The 16,776-nt window shown below is 53.7% G+C and carries 17 protein-coding genes and 1 pseudogene; 13 read left to right on the top strand and 5 right to left on the bottom strand.

The features are described from left to right. Positions 1-95: 95 nt before the first annotated feature. Complete coding sequence (locus AWU82_RS15880) at positions 96-1,046, bottom strand: hypothetical protein (protein ID WP_064378991.1); 951 nt, start codon at positions 1,044-1,046, stop codon at positions 96-98. 408 nt (positions 1,047-1,454) lie between these two features. On the opposite strand from AWU82_RS15880, the gene AWU82_RS15875 reads away from it, so the two are divergent. Further along, positions 1,455-2,423, top strand: a complete 969-nt coding sequence (locus AWU82_RS15875; RefSeq protein ID WP_064378990.1) for a toll/interleukin-1 receptor domain-containing protein — start codon at positions 1,455-1,457, stop codon at positions 2,421-2,423. Positions 2,424-2,510: 87 nt separating this feature from the next. Here AWU82_RS15875 and AWU82_RS15870 read toward each other — a convergent pair whose 3' ends face one another. Beyond that, positions 2,511-2,957: a hypothetical protein gene (locus AWU82_RS15870; RefSeq protein WP_223290639.1), complete on the bottom strand. Its 447-nt coding sequence runs from the start codon at positions 2,955-2,957 to the stop codon at positions 2,511-2,513. A gap of 305 nt (positions 2,958-3,262) precedes the next feature. Between AWU82_RS15870 and AWU82_RS15865 the strand changes: the two genes are divergently transcribed. The 4 genes from AWU82_RS15865 (at position 3,263) to AWU82_RS15850 (ending at position 5,870) form a co-directional block, all read left to right on the top strand. Continuing rightward, positions 3,263-3,871 carry a hypothetical protein gene (locus tag AWU82_RS15865; RefSeq protein ID WP_064378988.1) on the top strand — a complete coding sequence of 203 codons (609 nt, stop codon included), beginning with the start codon at positions 3,263-3,265 and terminating at the stop codon, positions 3,869-3,871. Between the two features lie 62 nt (positions 3,872-3,933). Beyond that, positions 3,934-5,082 (top strand): hypothetical protein, encoded by a 1,149-nt coding sequence (locus AWU82_RS15860; protein WP_190241484.1) that lies wholly within the window; start codon positions 3,934-3,936, stop codon positions 5,080-5,082. A 105-nt stretch (positions 5,083-5,187) separates the two neighbouring features. Next, positions 5,188-5,328 carry a hypothetical protein gene (locus tag AWU82_RS15855; protein ID WP_190241483.1) on the top strand — a complete coding sequence of 47 codons (141 nt, stop codon included), beginning with the start codon at positions 5,188-5,190 and terminating at the stop codon, positions 5,326-5,328. Between the two features lie 155 nt (positions 5,329-5,483). Beyond that, positions 5,484-5,870, top strand: coding sequence for a hypothetical protein (locus AWU82_RS15850; protein WP_084776892.1), 387 nt, complete (start codon positions 5,484-5,486; stop codon positions 5,868-5,870). 68 nt (positions 5,871-5,938) lie between these two features. On the opposite strand, the gene AWU82_RS15845 is transcribed toward AWU82_RS15850, so the two are convergent. Beyond that, complete coding sequence (locus tag AWU82_RS15845) at positions 5,939-6,436, bottom strand: hypothetical protein (RefSeq protein ID WP_064378985.1); 498 nt, start codon at positions 6,434-6,436, stop codon at positions 5,939-5,941. A gap of 802 nt (positions 6,437-7,238) precedes the next feature. Here AWU82_RS15845 and AWU82_RS15840 point away from each other — a divergent pair. The 4 genes from AWU82_RS15840 (at position 7,239) to AWU82_RS15825 (ending at position 11,798) form a co-directional block, all read left to right on the top strand. Next, positions 7,239-7,721 (top strand): helix-turn-helix domain-containing protein, encoded by a 483-nt coding sequence (locus AWU82_RS15840; RefSeq protein ID WP_223290638.1) that lies wholly within the window; start codon positions 7,239-7,241, stop codon positions 7,719-7,721. Between the two features lie 391 nt (positions 7,722-8,112). After that, complete coding sequence (locus AWU82_RS15835; RefSeq protein WP_064378984.1) at positions 8,113-9,276, top strand: ABC-three component system protein; 1,164 nt, start codon at positions 8,113-8,115, stop codon at positions 9,274-9,276. 33 nt (positions 9,277-9,309) lie between these two features. Continuing rightward, positions 9,310-9,816, top strand: coding sequence for a three component ABC system middle component (locus AWU82_RS15830; protein ID WP_064378983.1), 507 nt, complete (start codon positions 9,310-9,312; stop codon positions 9,814-9,816). Then, on the top strand, positions 9,816-11,798 hold the full coding sequence (locus AWU82_RS15825) for a DUF3732 domain-containing protein (protein ID WP_064378982.1): 1,983 nt from the start codon (positions 9,816-9,818) through the stop codon (positions 11,796-11,798). Before AWU82_RS15830 ends, AWU82_RS15825 begins: the two co-directional genes overlap by 1 nt. Positions 11,799-12,025: 227 nt before the next feature. Here AWU82_RS15825 and AWU82_RS15820 read toward each other — a convergent pair. Continuing rightward, positions 12,026-12,232, bottom strand: a pseudogene (locus AWU82_RS15820) (cation:proton antiporter domain-containing protein); the annotation flags it as partial. Between the two features lie 235 nt (positions 12,233-12,467). Here AWU82_RS15820 and AWU82_RS15815 point away from each other — a divergent pair. The 4 genes from AWU82_RS15815 to AWU82_RS15800 all read left to right on the top strand — a co-directional run bounded on the left by AWU82_RS15815 (position 12,468) and on the right by AWU82_RS15800 (position 15,577). Next, positions 12,468-12,776: an arsenate reductase gene (locus tag AWU82_RS15815; protein WP_042607053.1), complete on the top strand. Its 309-nt coding sequence runs from the start codon at positions 12,468-12,470 to the stop codon at positions 12,774-12,776. 31 nt (positions 12,777-12,807) lie between these two features. Further along, positions 12,808-13,842 (top strand): 2,3,4,5-tetrahydropyridine-2,6-dicarboxylate N-succinyltransferase, encoded by a 1,035-nt coding sequence (dapD, locus tag AWU82_RS15810; protein ID WP_007954762.1) that lies wholly within the window; start codon positions 12,808-12,810, stop codon positions 13,840-13,842. 125 nt (positions 13,843-13,967) lie between these two features. After that, positions 13,968-15,173 (top strand): aminotransferase class V-fold PLP-dependent enzyme, encoded by a 1,206-nt coding sequence (locus AWU82_RS15805; protein ID WP_064378980.1) that lies wholly within the window; start codon positions 13,968-13,970, stop codon positions 15,171-15,173. Beyond that, positions 15,170-15,577 (top strand): SufE family protein, encoded by a 408-nt coding sequence (locus tag AWU82_RS15800; RefSeq protein ID WP_064378979.1) that lies wholly within the window; start codon positions 15,170-15,172, stop codon positions 15,575-15,577. The genes AWU82_RS15805 and AWU82_RS15800 overlap by 4 nt, the downstream gene beginning before the upstream one ends. Positions 15,578-15,731: 154 nt before the next feature. Here AWU82_RS15800 and tcdA read toward each other — a convergent pair whose 3' ends face one another. Then, a complete protein-coding gene (gene tcdA / locus AWU82_RS15795; RefSeq protein WP_039762445.1) occupies positions 15,732-16,550 on the bottom strand; it encodes a tRNA cyclic N6-threonylcarbamoyladenosine(37) synthase TcdA in 819 nt (272 codons plus the stop codon). Positions 16,551-16,776: the final 226 nt, after the last annotated feature.

Here is a 16,776-nt window from a genome sequence, read left to right as displayed (position 1 = left end):
CTGCCTGTATGCCACAACCCACAGACATCATGCTACCCGCCAAACACAACGATTAGGTTATCAGCCGACTACCAGCGATCACCGCCCGTCAAAAATTACGCAAACTGCTTTTTCTTGACCGCAAAAATCGTCAGACGGTTGAGGTCTTCAATCTCAAGCCTGTAGCTTTTCTTGGTCTCAGAAAGCACCAGACGCCCCAGACCGAACACTCGGAAATAGTCAGCGTCATCTTCGGCGAGGATGTCGTTAAAGAAGCCTCGGAACCGGTAAGCATCCATTTCCTGCTTGGTGACCTTCAGGTAAACGCCCTTTCCATCGACACGATCGATGAACCAAAACATGAACCCACTACCCTTGCGGGGCTCCAGTCGAGCCCCGCCATGGATAACCCGACTGGGTGAATCGGGTGCCGCTTTCGATATGCTTGGAAAGTAGGAGATAAGCGGCATCTCCCCCTCACCCGTAACCTTCAGTTGCAGGCCAAAGAACTCGGTGCTCGGAAGATCCTTGTGCGCGTTGCGATAGTACTCGACGAGCCGCTCGAAACTGCTAGTGCGGTTTCTGGTTGAGAAGGAATTGCCTTTCGCAACACCACTGCTGCCTTTCCCACGACCATCGGCTGACTTTGATCCAGCATTCCCTGACACCCCATCTCCATCCTTCGGTTTGACGGCGGTGGGATCGAACTCATCAATGAAATCATGGAGCTTACGTTTGGCCTCTCGATCCTTATGCGCAGCCTCTCCTCCCGGGTCTTGATCGCTTACAGCGGGCTCCTCATCCTGCCAGTGGCAACCAAGCGCATGACCCACACCGGGGTCGCGAAAATGCGCTGCCCGATAGGTATCCTGTGGCAAGCTTGCATAGTTCACTGCCGTGACCGTGGGCCGCTTGCTCAACGCCATGCAATCAGCGTAGGAACACTGAAACGTGAAACGAGCTCTGGGCTCAGGCTGCGAGAAGTAGGCCCTGCGTGCATCTGTAATGGAAACGACTTCCCCAAGCTCTAGGCAGTAAGCTTCCGAGACTTGAATCTTTGCGGGCATTCCTTGACGTCCTATCTTGATGGCGAAGCCCTAACTTGCCCAAGGTAATTTCGCCTTAGAGCCAGGCCTCACAGGAGGTAGGTTTATAATGGGGATTGAATCGGTCTGTAAACCGGCCAAAGGCCCAAAATAGACAGGCTCGGACAGCTCTATCTTGTGGGGAAAGGAGCAATGATCTTTTCTTTACAGGATCACTCTGTCGATGGATCGCGTTGCTGTGCCTTACGCCATGCTTCAAAGGCTGATGCAGTTTCGATACGTCATCAACCGATCAATCAGGCGCTTGACTTCCAACGCTTGTACCGCTCCCTGGTCTAGGTCTGACGCTCCAGTGTGGCTAGGGCCTGTACTTGGTCATAGGACAGCCCCTAAGATCTAAAGCCATCACAAATCCAGGGAGTGCCGATCTTGCCGAGCGTATTTTTCTCATACTGCCATGCCGATGAAGCGCTTCGTGATCAGCTGGAAAAGCAGCTCTCGATGCTCAAACGCCAGGGCGTGATCGACACGTGGCATGACCGCCGGATTGGTGCAGGTCAGGAAATTGATGCGGCCATCGACAACCACATCAACAGTGACGAAATCATCCTTCTTCTAGTGAGCCCAGACTTCATCGCCTCAGATTATTGCTACAACATCGAGATGGCTCGTGCCATGGAGCGCCACGCGGCTAAGGACGCGATCGTCATCCCTGTGATTCTGCGCGCGTGTGATTGGCACCATGCTCCCTTCGGCAAGCTGCTTGCCACGCCTGAGGATGGTAAACCGGTCACCCTTTGGCCCGACCGGGATGTAGCTTTCCTGCAGGTGGCGCAGGCGGTACGCAAGGCTGCAGAACGATGCCGCCAGGCTGTGCCCAGTCCTGCATCGCAAATCGAGTGCGTGGCGTCAGTCATTACACAGCCGTCCAGCCAGTCAACTCCTGCCGGCCCTCGGTCGAGTAACCTACGAGTTGCTAAGAGCTTTACCCAGCGGGACAAAGATCAGTTCTTGCTCGACAGCTTCGAGTACATCGCTCGCTACTTCGAGAACTCGCTTCATGAGCTTCAAGCCCGCAATCCTGGCTATGAAGGGGTGTACCGTCGAATCGATGCCAATCGCTTTTCCGCAGTGATCTATAAGGATGGACAGGACGTTGCCAGGGGGACGGTATTTACAGGGGGTCAGCTGGGTGCCGGGATTTACTACAGCCAAGGCGATTCGTTTGCTGGCAACAGCTACAACGAGTCCCTCTCGGTGAACGCTGATGATCAAGCCCTGTACTTGAAAACCCTGGGCATGTCCCACTATGCCGGTCACGACCAGAGGCTGTCTCAAGAAGGTGCTGCGGAAGCGCTGTGGAGCATCGTCATCACGCCATTGCAACGCGGGAGATGACCTCTCTTGGCCAACCTCAGGGTCATAGCGATGGAGTAGTGGCGGACAACGTCCGAGTGGCTTACCGCCCTCTATCGATCCCTGGCATCATTTGCGGCGCTTTGAAGCAATAAGAGCATCGAAGGCCTCCTGGCTCGAAAGCCCCTCACGCATTCTTGTGATCAAGAATTCTGCATCCAATCCCGCAGGGTCAAAATGCGATCGGGCATGCCGGACGATCGCCAACCAGAGCTCGAAAGGGACTGCTGTGTTATCGCCATGCCGGTACCGATAACTTGGGCGCTGCAGCAACGCAGGCGCTCGCATAACCAGGTCGTCACTCAACCGCTGAAATATTTGAAAGGGTGTGTCGCTCATCCCAATGATGGAGGGGTGAGTAAAGCGCCTGATCGATTGAATGGCTGACTCAGGATCGACAGTATGCAGCTCCGATAGGCGTCGCACGTCGGCCTCAAACGCCTCAGGGCCTACTGTCGCTGCCAGGCGCTCGATGATCTCCAGCTCAGGTAGGTTGTGGCGCTCCAACGCGACCATGCGCTTCTCCATAATTGCCCCCACCTAGTTGATACGACGCCCAGCACGACGACTGTCTGAGTAATCACACCACACATTGCCAGGCGCTCATTTGCCCCTGGCACGTGAATCTTAACCGTAGCCGGAGCGTCTGGCGGCGTTCGATCCGAAGGCCCGATGAAGGGGGAGCGATAGTCCAACGTGATCCAGCCAAAATGGTGCTCAATTCATTAGGCCATCAGATACGGCAACAAGTCGACTCACTCGACACTGTCAAATTGATATCGTTAGTATGGCACCTCCGACTAGGTCATCAAGGACGCGTCATGCCCAAGTCAAAAAGCCGCCAGCGAGCAAATCCGGGCTTTGAATCCACAATCTGGATTGATCACACGTACATTATCGAGAGTGCCTCTGCATTTGGGGATGTAGCCATTGCCTTGTCTCAACAATTGAACCCCTATGATGATCCAAGGCTAAATGTACTTTTCACTAACGGCGCATTAGCACTAGAGCTTTACTTCAAATCGCAGCTAGTCGAAAGGGTCTTCGATCCTGCCTTTATACAAATGACGGATGACGATGAAATAGTCACTACAATAGAGCAGTACCTGAATGACTCGCCAGGTGTAGTAACAATTCTTCACAGCCGCCTTGAGGTTAAAAAAGAATTCAGATCCCATGAGCTGGTAAATCTCTATCAATACCTAAATCAAGACACTCAGAATAGAATTCTCAACGCAGTTTCTGATGAAACAGACAAAATACAGACACAAGATGAGATGCTGGAATTCCTTGAGGCAATCAATAATTTCTTCAAAGAAAAACGTTATCACTTTGAAAGCTTTCTCACAGGCATTGAAAGTGACAAAAAATATATTTACACATTGATACCAGTTCTAAAAGGCGTGAAATCAGCGCTTGCCAATATTTGAGTTCGGCGGCAGCCATGCAGTTACCCGATAGATTCTAAAAACTAAAGAACATAGGTTTGCACATGACAAAATTGAAGTGCTACGCTGATTTAGTAAATAATATTTTCGGCCCAGGAACAACAACCTTCAACACCGAAGCTACAACATGGAACAATATTGTTGGAGCAGTAGCTAGCACTACAGATTTTGAGGTGTTTAGGAGGAATTTCGCGGCACGCCTTCACAGACTCAAAAGCGCCATTGACACTAACCAGAACATTTCCGCCCCTATCATTAATGCGGTGAATGGCGTCGCGAAACTAGGTGGATGGGAAGGTTACTATGCAGAACTGGCGGCACTGGATTACTTCCTGAGTGACGCAGAGACGGGGCCTGGAGAAATTAGTCTAGATGTTACCTATGCAGCATCTGACGCAATCGCCTCCGATTTCGGAATGAAAAACATCAACTACGACTTGTGTATCCCTTCAATGGGTGTCGTTTCCGACTTCAAAATCCTTTCAGACAAGAGCGGTGGAATTCTGGATGGAATTTTTGAAGAATTCCGATCTATTAAAGGCATAAATAAGCTCACAATCCTACCTGAATATCCAGAGGATGAAGATTACGACATTTTCCAAAAAGAACGTACCAACCTGTTAAAGGAGCTAGTTGAGGAAATCGACTTAACCTTAAGACCCTCGCACTTCCGTAGCAAGGTTATCGATGGCCTATCCTACCGATTTGGATGGGAAGCTGGTGTAATATTCGCGGAAAGTAGTTACGACTCGAAAACCCACGCTGCAAATCACCAGCGCTTACTCGTAACACATGCAAAAAAATTCTCGCGCAAAGAACCTACATTAATTATTTTTGTCGTATTTCCATGGGCCAGTGAAAAAATCATGCTCTTTAGCACAACGGGCATACCTCAAGAGTTTATTCACAATCTTGGCTCAATATTTTTCGACACAACCACTACGACTCAAACCAAAGCCAAAACCATGAATAAAAAAATTAAATCCGACATTACACTTGCAGACATATCTCGCCATCTTTCCGGAATCATCTTGATTGAGGACAATATAATTTTGTCCACCGAAGACAACGCGATGCTGAAAGCAAGCTATATACTCAATACTAACGCCGTACATAAACTTCATGATAGTAAGCTTGAAACTTATTTGAAGCGGAGGGGAGCAAGCAATCTTGAAATCCTGCCAGCAAGATAAATTCCCTTATTAAGAGGCGCTTCCTTGTAGGTGCTTCAGCGGTGGGCAAACCAGTCATAATGGTCTCGACGCTATGATATCGACCTGCGGTTTAAGGGAAGTATCATGAGCCTGCTCGATGAGCTTGACGAACGCATGGAGACCGTCGGCGAAATTGCCAACCACCTAGAGGCCCAGATGGGACGCTATGAGCGGGGTAGATCCCCGCTCTTCACGCGGCTCAGCATTCGCCTTGAGCCCCCCTGAGGAACTCGCCAAGGCGTCGCGGGATACTGCCCAACCTCCTCTGATCTGCGCATGGATTATGCAGCCTAGATTCACAGCTTCAAGCATGGGTAACCTATGATCAGCATCCCTCTCCAATCACAAGGGATACATTTGTACTCTCCATGGAATTGCTCATGAACGACGTCTGGCTGCGAGAACAAGAAAGAAGGAAGGCCCTCCGGCAACTGGCTGATCTGATGCCTGGCGACCGGGGCGCTCAGGCAGTCTTGAAGAGGCTGGAAGAGCTTGAGCGGCTCGATCATGACGCTCCATTGAGCGAATGCCATCTCGATCCGGATCAACTGGCAGAGCTGCCTAGAGAAGCTCATCCGGTGGGCTGCTGGATCGTGCGCGAACGCGACATCCCAGAACCATGGAAATCCCGCTTTGTCATTGCGCTCGGCCTCGCAGGCAGGGTCGAGGAGGGATATTACCTACAGGATTGGATTGATTTTCTCGACGCGTGGCAACGCGATCTCGCACATGTAGCGCAACACCGTGCGGCATTTGATGATGAGTAATCAATCCAAAAGGTCAGCGGCCTGTAAAGGCCGCACCCATACCTCACGCAAAACCACCTGCTGTTAATTTAGCGAACTACGATTCCATGCTGCGCGAAATCGCTTAAGAGTGTCTTGCGACTCAACATGGCGGGTAGCTTGAAGATGTTCCTGTATCCATACCACAGGCCCATAGGGAGCAGCACTAACCCTATGCCAAACGTGGCCGTAGCGGCAATAATAGCGGCTGGAACTGAAGCAAGCGAAAATACTACACCTTTTAACACTGTTGATCTTGCAATCAAACGGACGTCATCCAGGTCGTATTCGACTTTCCCATTTTTGTTTTCAAAAGCCAAAATAACGATAGTCTTTTTCGAGAGCCTCTTAAAATACCAGGTTCGTGGAGTTTCAGTTGCCATGGCACCATGATTTTTTAGGCACTTTGGAACTACCACTTGTTTAAAATAGAAAGTATTGCCTTGCTCATCTTCAAGTCTTACACGACTATAAAGTGCATCAAGATCGCTAATTGCCTGCACGTCATAATTTTTGATAATCACCGTTATCTTTTCGAGGTCAGCCATTTTTCGTCCTTAAGGCATTAGTTTTAGGCAGGCGCGACTTTTTTGTACAAACCATCATGAGCAGCCAGGTGGCGTGCTCACGGGGCACTGGCTGAGACTGGGGCGACCGGCCACTGGAATCGCCTCCCATTGCCACGAGGACTACCTGGGCAAAAGACTGTCACGAGCTCTGCTCGCTGGAGATCACGTAATGATCTCCTCCGGCGGTACGCACCAGCTTGAAGCCCTCCCTCTCTTCAACACACCACACGGGGGGCGTGGCAACTGTCATTCCGTCCTCCGACTTCCTCGATTGGTCGTTGTAAACGAGCGCCACGTATCTCTCACCCACTCTGGCAGCGCTGAACAAGTACGCGTCAATGTGTACCGACCAGTCGACGCCCTGGGCCCGAACGACCTCACAGGGCAAACCTTGACAGGCGCTCTGCCGTTCTTCGCCCCTCTGGAGGCTTTCCGGCCACTCACGATTTGACATCAGCTTCATTCCCGACAATTCAAAACCACTGCGGATGTAACCTAGCCGCACCGCCTTCTTCGATCGATAGGTCGACGGGGCGCGATGCGATTTAGCGAATAATTGAGGGGGCTCTCGTGCAGCTCCAGCCGGAGCCACGCCCCGTATGACTATCTTCAAAGCCAGGACTGCGCGGCTTGAGCCCGTCACGTCTTGGGACGTCATTGGCTAGCGCTCTAGGAAACGCAAGCGATCCCGCCAACACCACAAAGTACAGTTTTATACATTATGTGATGTGTAACTGTACACGCTAACGTGGCTATATCCTCGCTTTTTGGGGACATCGCCTTGTTGAAGCAAGCGCTTGCGGCAGTCGTTCGGACAATCCGAGAGAATCTGGGTTTCACGCAGGAGAGCTTGGCTCACGCGGCATCGCGGACATACCTGAGCAGGATTGAGAACGCCGAGACCAATCCGACCATCGAGAAATTCGCAGAGCTGGCCGAGGCGCTCGGATTGAACCCTGTGGCACTGATGGCGCTCGTTCTCTCGACCCGCGACAACACCTCCACCGCCGACGTACTCGCCAAGGCTACCGAAGATTTGAAAGCCCTTGAGGCTAAGATCAGCACTGATGACATCAGGGCGCACCTGGCGGGTATGACCATTCAGAAGCGGCCTGCCGCGCGGCCTGCCGACATCCTAAAGCTGCGAAAAGTACTTGAGTGCAGAGGCGCTGGTTTGAGTAAGGCCGAGACCGCGAGGCAGCTAAATCTCACCCGCTCTACTGTCGGTTACCTGTGGGATAGGACGGTGCCTGCGGAAGACTGAACAGGGTTCAATCCCAAGCAATTCCACAATTTTGGCGATGTAGAAGCATCTCTTGATAATAGAATGGCTGGCGATGAGGCCCAACTAACTCGGCCTCTGAGGCTCATGCAGGCACACGGAGCAATTTATCCAGGGCCCGACGTGATTAGCTACAAATGAGATCGCCCTGCGGGCTCCCCTCCTTCTATAGCCCGAGGGGATGGGGACGAACTTGCTCGCCTGGCGAGACTAAGCACGTTTAGCATGCTATTCACAAAGGATAAGTGAAGCAGACACGGATGAATCCAAGAGTAGCAATCTGATATCATGCATATCGATGACAGCAGCTTTCATCAGAGCTGCTTAACGCTGCCTAGATACGGCACGACTCGCTAAGGAAGAGCACTGAGGCATGCAAAACCTTTCATCGAACCCCACCTCGGCACCGGGACAGTACTACGGATTTTCTATCCAGCCGACTCGACTCTGCTTCCACCTCCTCCAGGCGCCTTCCGGATCCGTCGTTTCATTGGAAGTATTGGACGACAATGATGTGGTTCAGCCGGACAATCAAGTCTTGGTTGAGCAGGCAAAGAGCGGGCTCGCCACCAATCCCATTTCAGACTGGTCGACCGATCTATGGAAGACGTTCTCAAACTGGATCGATGCCATTGAGAGAGGCTACATCGATCTGAGTCGTACCCGTTTCCACCTACATATTGTTCAGCAAAAATCAGGGGAGCTAGCGGAACTTTTGCACTTCTCTCACACAAAAGAAATTGCGCTTGAAACCGTAAAGACAATCAAGAAAAGGTTCAACAAAGAAAAGCCAGAAGGCTGCAAGCAATATCTAAAAAAGTTTCTAAACTACGACCCTGAGAAACTCAGCCAGCTGATCACAAAGTTCTCCTGCGAGTGTGGCGACAGCGACCCCATCAAGCCAATCAAAGATTTTCTTTCCAACACCGTGGCCGAGCCAGCCTTGGACGATGTATGTCGGTCAGTGATTGGTTGGATTAAGATTCGGTCTGACGAACTAATTGGAGCACGCAAGCTCGCAACTATTCACAAGGATGAATTTTCAGACTGGCTATCAACGCATTGTTCAAAGTTATCATACGATTATCTCCTAACGTACTCAGTACCTGAGCCCGACCCACTTGAGGTAGCTGCCAATATCCTGAAGCATCCGATAATGATGCGTCAGCTCGAACTGATTGGGCGCGGCGAACGGGACAAGATTAAGGCAATGGCCAACTTCATGCGTTCAAAAACAGGCAAGACGCGTTGGGGCGAAATTGGTTTTGTAGTCGAATCACAGTTTGAAGATTTCATAGATACTCTTGAAAATTTGTGGAGATCAAATTTCCTGGACATCAAAGGAAGCTCTGCAAATCTCACCCCCGAAGAACAGGGTGAATCCGTATACTTACGATGCTACAACCTGACCCCTAAAATTAACGGAAAGGCGACCCCAGAATATATGTCAAGGGGCACCTTCCAATATTTGGCAGACAAACAGGTCATCGGTTGGCATCCCTCCTATAGATCGCTTCTGCCGAAATATCAGGCTTAGACCAACCATACGAATTCAAAAGACGATTAATCCATGGAAGAGATTATTAGACCCAAGCAAGATTTTCGCGAAATCTATCTGATGCAAAATCCGGCACTAGGAGCAGCACTTATATGGAGATTCACTGAAGGCTACGCTCCAAAAGGGCAAGGTCAACTGCCAACCATGCTACTGTTGTTCATCGTACTACCCATTCTATTTCACGAGCAGCTTCGAAATGCAGCCATAACAACCAACCCCTCGTCAGGGCTGCGCGTATTTGCTGGAAAGTTTAAATCGGAACAAGAAATATTGTTTGGCATTCAAGCGCGAATGCTAAAACTAAGGGGCTTGAGCTTAGCTTCAACATCGATTGCTATACAAAGCAAGCTAATCTCCCTGGACACATCCGTGGCGCAAGTTGAGAGTCTACGATCTAAAGCCCCAGTAGACCTGGAAAAAAAGATAATGGACATGTTGAAGGCTGCGCAAAAGCTTGGCCACTGGTGCAAAACATTAACGCTACAGGAAGTGCAGGCCATTTTAAGGATTAAGCTCTGATGAAATTACAGATCCGAAAACTAATCCTCTGGCCCAAAAATGGCGGCAAATACAGAGAACTGGAGTTCAAGCCAGGTAGAGTAAATGTCATCAGTGGCTCATCCAAGGCTGGCAAATCAGCGGTAATCCCTATCATTGATTACTGCCTATGCTCCGAGCTTTGCGCAATCCCAGTTGGTACGATACGCAAGACCTGCAAATGGTTTGGAATACTGGTAGAGACTGACGAAGGGCTAAAGCTCATAGCGCGGATTGAGCCTGGCAGTCAGCGCTCTACCGACGATATGTTTATTATCGAGGGGAATGCAATTGAAATACCGGAGATAATCGAACACAAAAACACCAACCGAAACAATGTCAAGGAGATACTTAACAGACTGTCAGGCCTGCCTAACATTGGGTTTGGTGATGACATCTCCGAATTTGGCTTCAAAAATCGCCCAAGCTTCCGAGATTTGATGGCATTTGCTTTTCAGCCACAGAACATCGTAGCGAACCCCGATGTGCTTTTTTATAAAGCAGACAGCTACGGAAATCGAGAAAAGCTTAAAAGTATATTTCCGTTCATCCTCGGCGCTATTGAATCGAAAACATTACAGATCGTCTGGGAGCTGAAGGAGCTGAGAAAGCAACTTAAGATCCTTCAAAGCGAACTCACAGCAATTGACGCCGTGTCGAAACAGTGGCAAGCCGAGGCCAACGTGTGGTTCTACCGCTCCCGCGAATACGGCCTGACTGCGGAGGATACCCAGCCACACAGTGAGTGGTTGCACTTGCTGGAACAGCTTAGAGGAATAGCCTATAAGTCTTCGCGTGACGCAGTTGTCACTCCCATGGCTATCGAATCATCAACAGAGGTGTTGATTGCGCTGCGTAATCGCGAAACATTGATTGCGGAGAACATCCTAATAGCCAAGTTAAAACTTGATGACCTCAAGGAGATCAAGGACGAGGCGACAAACTACTCATCATCTTTGGTGAAGATGGAAGAGCGTCTTTCTCTTTCGAAGTGGCTCAGAGAGCTAGCCGAAAATAACCACAACGTAAATCCCTTGGCCTTTCCAACACTCGACCCATCGTCACAGCTCTCCGAGTTGTGCAACGCACTGGAAGACATCGAGCGGGTAGCCCGATCAGGGCCTAAAGTATCGGCTTCAGTGGAAGGAGAGATTGTACGCATTCGCAACCTTATCCGGCAGGACAGCGAAACACTGGCCGCCATCCGCACCGAGATCAAGGGCATTGAGGCAAAGGATGAGCTCAGCGCCAAACATGCGCTGCGGATGACCGAGATTGACCGCTTCCTCGGTAGCATGCAGCAGTCCATCAAGACCTACACCGAAGCCCGCTCAGATTCAGAGCTCACAGAGCGTGTAAAGGCTCTAGAAGCCCGGATCAAGGCATTGGAGCCACAGGTCTCTGACGCGGCGGTTAAGCTGAAGACCACGAACAGCCTGCAGGAAATTAGCGACATCTGCGCGCTGATCACTCCCCATCTCGATGCCGAGTGGGCAGAGGCAAAAATTACCCTGTCGATTCCAGATCTGGCGATCAAGGTGAAGCACGATGGTCGAGAGGATTTCCTATGGGAAATCGGCAGTGGAGCCAACTGGCTGGCTTACCACATCGCAACGCTGCTAGCGCTCCAACTCTATTTCCTGAAAAAACCAGATCACTCAGTTCCTCACCTTCTTATCTTCGACCAGCCGAGCCAAGTCTATTTCCCTGTGAAAAGCGCTGTGAGGAAGGGCAAGGATGAAGGGGCAGAAGAGGTTGAACCCATTCTGGATGACGAAGACCGTGACGCAGTTCGGAAGGTCTTCAGCGTCCTGGCAAGAGGCGTGAAGCGCGCTAAGGGTCACTTGCAGATCATCGTCCTCGACCACGCCGGCAGCGAAGTCTGGGGAGGCATTGACGGCGTGAGCCTGGCGGAAGAATGGCGAGATGGAGAAAAGCTCGTTCCACCACGTTTCGAAGATTGACTGGGGTTTAGGGCATGCTTCGATTTTGGAGCATGCTCACCTATGCGCGCAAATCTAGATGAACAGTGAGGTCGAAAACCCCAGAATGAACCCTGCCCGCACTTGCTCCAGGCTCTGCAGTCCATCGGTGTCCATTTTAATTTGAAAAAAAATGAACATTACTCAAAATCCTAACTTATTGATTTACATGGATTAAATTGTGTCCATTTTGTCACCCCAAATGGGGTGTAAGCATCGGAAAACAGCAGCGGTGGCAGGAACAGAAACAGGAACAGTTCGGGATCGAGGGCCACGTGCAGGCCGAGGGTCGGCCAGGCCAGCAAGGCGCCGGCGGCGATCTGTACCAGTGGCAGCGGCAGCGGAATCACCCGTCCCACCAGGCGCGAGACACTGACCAGCATCAGCAGGATCAGGACGGTATAAGCAGTTTGCATAAAGCGGAAATCCCGGACAATCGACAGCGTTGAACTGCCATATTAGCCGCTTAGGCTGTGCGTGACCGTTGCACCTATGTCGCAGCCCGCTCAGCAAAAGCAACCTCGGCGCCGCGAAACCGTCTGGTCATGGCATAATCCGACACCATTTTTTTCCAGCACCTGTAAAGGGGGCAATTCCTTGACCGTTTCAAGCAAAACGTTGCACCTTTTCGGCATCAAAGCCTGCGACACCATGAAAAAGGCGCGCACCTGGCTCGATGAACACGCTGTCAGTTATGACTTCCACGATTACAAGACCGCCGGCATTGACCGCGAGCACCTGACCCAATGGTGCGACGAACATGGCTGGCAAACGGTGTTGAACCGCGCGGGCACGACCTTTCGCAAACTCGACGACGAACGCAAAGCCGATCTCGACCAGTCGAAAGCCATCGAACTGATGCTCGCTCAACCCTCGATGATCAAGCGCCCGGTGCTCGATCTCGGTGACCGAACCCTGATTGGCTTCAAGCCAGATATCTACGCGGCCGCCCTCAAGTAAGCAGCCCGTCACATTTTGTAGAGGTATTCACATGTCCAACTCCCTGTTCAGTATCGCCTTCGGCGTCGGCACCCAGAACCGTCAAGGCGCGTGGCTGGAAGTGTTCTACGCTCAGCCGCTGCTCAATCCATCGGCCGAACTGGTCGCTGCTGTTGCACCGATCCTCGGCTACACCGAAGGCAACCAGGCCATCACCTTCACCACCGCGCAGGCTGCGCAGCTGGCTGAAGCCGTGAAAGGCATCGACGCCGTACAAGGCAAGCTGCTGACCCGTCTTGCTGAAAGCCACAAGCCACTGGTCGCCACCCTGCTGGCCGAAGACGCTCAGCTGACTTCCACCCCTGAGGCTTACCTCAAGCTGCACCTGCTGTCCCATCGTCTGGTCAAGCCGCACGGCGTGAGCCTGGCCGGGATTTTCCCGCTGCTGCCAAACGTGGCCTGGACCAGCCAGGGCGCGATCGACCTGAGTGAACTGGCCGAGCTGCAACTCGAAGCCCGTCTGCGTGGCGAACTGCTGGAAGTGTTCTCGGTGGACAAATTCCCGAAAATGACCGACTACGTAGTACCGGCCGGCGTGCGTATCGCTGACGCCGCGCGTCTGCGTCTGGGCGCCTACGTGGGCGAAGGCACCACCGTGATGCACGAAGGTTTCATCAACTTCAACGCCGGCACCGAAGGCCCGGGCATGATCGAAGGCCGCGTCTCCGCTGGCGTATTCGTCGGCAAGGGCTCGGACCTGGGCGGCGGCTGCTCGACCATGGGCACCCTGTCGGGCGGCGGAAACATCGTGATCAAGGTCGGCGAAGGCTGCCTGATCGGCGCCAACGCCGGTATCGGTATCCCGTTGGGCGACCGCAACACCGTCGAGTCGGGCCTGTACGTGACCGCCGGCACCAAGGTGGCGCTGCTGGACGAGCACAACAACCTGGTCAAAGTGGTCAAGGCCCGTGAACTGGCCGGTCAGACCGACCTGCTGTTCCGTCGCAATTCGGAAACCGGCGCTGTGGAATGCAAGACCCACAAATCGGCGATCGAACTGAACGAAGCACTGCACGCTCACAACTAAGCGCCAGAAGCTCACCTGAGGGAGCCGGCCTGTTTGCCATGGCGTTCGAAAGATCGCCATCGCGGGCAAGCCCGCTCCCACAGGGTTCGGCGTTAACCCGCCCATCTTCACCAGGGCTTGAAACCGTGATGATTCCCTCCCCCTGGCGCGCCGATTTCCCGGCCATCGCCGCCCTGCAACGGCAAGACCAGACCTATCTGGACAACGCCGCCACCACGCAAAAACCCCAGGCCCTGCTTGACGCGCTGACGCATTACTACGCCAATGGCGCGGCCAACGTGCATCGTGCCCAGCATCTGCCCGGCGCCCACGCCACGCAGGCGTTCGAGGACAGCCGCCTGAAGGTTGCCCAGTGGCTGAATGCCGGTGACAGCGGGCAGATCATCTTCACCCACGGCGCCACCAGTGCGCTGAATCTCCTGGCTTATGGCCTGGAACATCTTTTCCATCCGGGCGATGAAATTGTCATCAGCGCCCTGGAGCATCACGCCAACCTGCTGCCGTGGCAGCAACTGGCACAACGTCGCGATCTGAAGTTGGTAATTCTGCCGCTGGACGAGGACGGCGTGATCGACCTCGCCGCCGCCGTTCACCTGATCGGCCCGCGTACTCGCTTGCTGGCGGTCAGTCAGTTATCCAACGTGCTCGGTGCCTGGCAACCGTTGCCGGCGCTGCTGGCGATGGCCAAGGCGCACAACGCACTGACGGTGGTCGATGGCGCTCAGGGCGTGGTCCATGGCCGGCATGACGTGCAAGCGCTGGGTTGCGACTTTTACGTGTTTTCCAGCCACAAGTTGTACGGCCCCGATGGCCTCGGCGTGCTGTTCGGGTGCAACGCAGCGCTTGAGCAACTGCGCCCGTGGCAATTTGGCGGCGAGATGGTGCTGGAAGCCAATTATCACGACGCGCGTTTCCGCCCGGCGCCACTGGGTTTCGAGGCCGGAACGCCGCCGATTGCCAGCGTTATCGGCCTCGGTGCGACCCTCGACTATCTGGCCGGTCTGGATCAGGACGCCGTGTCCGCCCACGAAGCGGCGTTGCACGATTATTTGTTGCGTGGTCTTGCGGCACGTAATGGCATTCGTCTGCTGGGCAAACCGCAACTGGCGCTGGCCAGTTTTGTCGTTGAAGGCGTACACAACGCTGATCTGGCGCATTTGCTGACCGAACAGGGCATCGCCGTGCGCGCCGGGCACCACTGCGCAATGCCGTTGCTCAAGCGCTTCGAACTGGCCGGGGCGATTCGCGTGTCGCTGGCGTTGTACAACGATTCAGAGGATCTGGAGAGGTTCTTTGAAGCGCTGGATCAGGCGCTGGAGTTGTTGCGATGAGCCTGCCGGTCGAGGCTGCCGAAGCGCTGCAAACGTTTCAAAACGCCGCTGGCTGGGAACAGCGGGCGCGGCTGTTGATGCAGTTTGGTGATTGCCTGCCGCCTTTGAGCGATGCAGACAAGTGCGAGGCCAATCGGGTACACGGCTGTGAAAGTCAGGTGTGGCTGGTTGGCGAATTGCGCGACGGCCATTGGCAGTTCGCAGCGAGCAGCGATGCACGGATGATTCGCGGGTTGGTGGCGTTGCTGCTGTTGCGGGTCAACGGCTTGACCGCGGGCGAGCTGCAACAGGTCGATCTGCCGGACTGGTTCAATCAGTTGGGGCTGTCGCGACAGTTGTCGCCGTCGCGCAGCAATGGCTTGAATGCCGTGTTGCAGCGGATGCGTGAACTCGCCCCGGACTGATCGTACTGATCATTCCCACGCTCCGCGTGGGAATGCAGCCCGGGACGCTCTGCGTCCCAAATCAAGAGCCGAACGCGGAGCGTCCGTTGAGGCATTCCCACGCGGTCGGTTCGACGCCTCGACGTGGGAACGATCGGTCACGCAGCCCTGGGCTTCAGGCCTGAGGCTTGACCCGATCCGCCGGGCGCCGAACGCCCGCCACAATCTTGTCCACAGCCTTGGTCGCCGCGACCATGCCGAACGTCGCCGTGACCATCATCACCGCGCCAAACCCGCCGGCGCAGTCCAGCTTCACGCCGTCGCCGACAAAACTCTTCTGCAGGCAGATGCTGCCGTCCGGTTTCGGATAGCGCAGCTGTTCGGTGGAGAACACGCACGGCACGCTGTAATGACGGGTCACGGTGCGCGAGAAACCATAATCGCGGCGCAATGTAGAACGCACTTTCGAGGCCAGAGGATCATTGAACGTACGGTTGAGGTCGCAGACCTGAATCAACGTCGGATCGATCTGCCCGCCAGCACCGCCGGTGGTGATGATCTGGATCTTGCGGCGCTTGCACCAGGCGATCAGCGCGGCTTTTGCGTTGACCGCGTCGATGCAGTCGATCACGCAGTCAATGTTCGGCGTGATGTATTCGGCCATGGTGTCGCGGGTGACGAAGTCCGCCACGGCGTGCACCGTGCAGTCCGGGTTGATCCCGCGCAGACGCTCGGCCATCACCTCGACCTTGGGCTTGCCGACCGTGCTGTCGAGCGCGTGCAGCTGGCGGTTGGCGTTGCTGACACAGACGTCGTCGAGGTCGAACAGCGAAATCTCGCCCACCCCGCAACGGGCCATGGCTTCCGCCGCCCAGGAACCGACGCCGCCAACGCCGACAATCGCCACATGGGCTGCACGCAGGCGCTCGAGGCCCTCGATGCCATACAAACGGGCGATGCCTGCAAACCGCGGATCTTCTGTACTCATGACCATTACCCTGAAAACCGGCGCGCATTATAGGGCCGTCGGCGGCCAAGAGCATCTTTGCGCTATGAACGGCGAATGCGCCTGCTTTAATTAAAGCTGTACGTAACAAAGATTTGTCTTACACGCTGAAACGAAAGAACTTAAGTCAGGTTGGATTGCCCAACGTCCGGCATTTCCCTGTCTCTTGTAGGACTCGGCGAACTGCCGGTGTAGGATGCGCGCCCTCTTGGCG

This window comes from Pseudomonas glycinae, assembly GCF_001594225.2.
Taxonomy (GTDB): Bacteria; Pseudomonadota; Gammaproteobacteria; order Pseudomonadales; family Pseudomonadaceae; genus Aquipseudomonas; species Aquipseudomonas glycinae.
The sequence above is the reverse complement of the archived record's forward strand: the minus strand, read 5'-3'. Positions and strand labels throughout refer to the sequence as shown.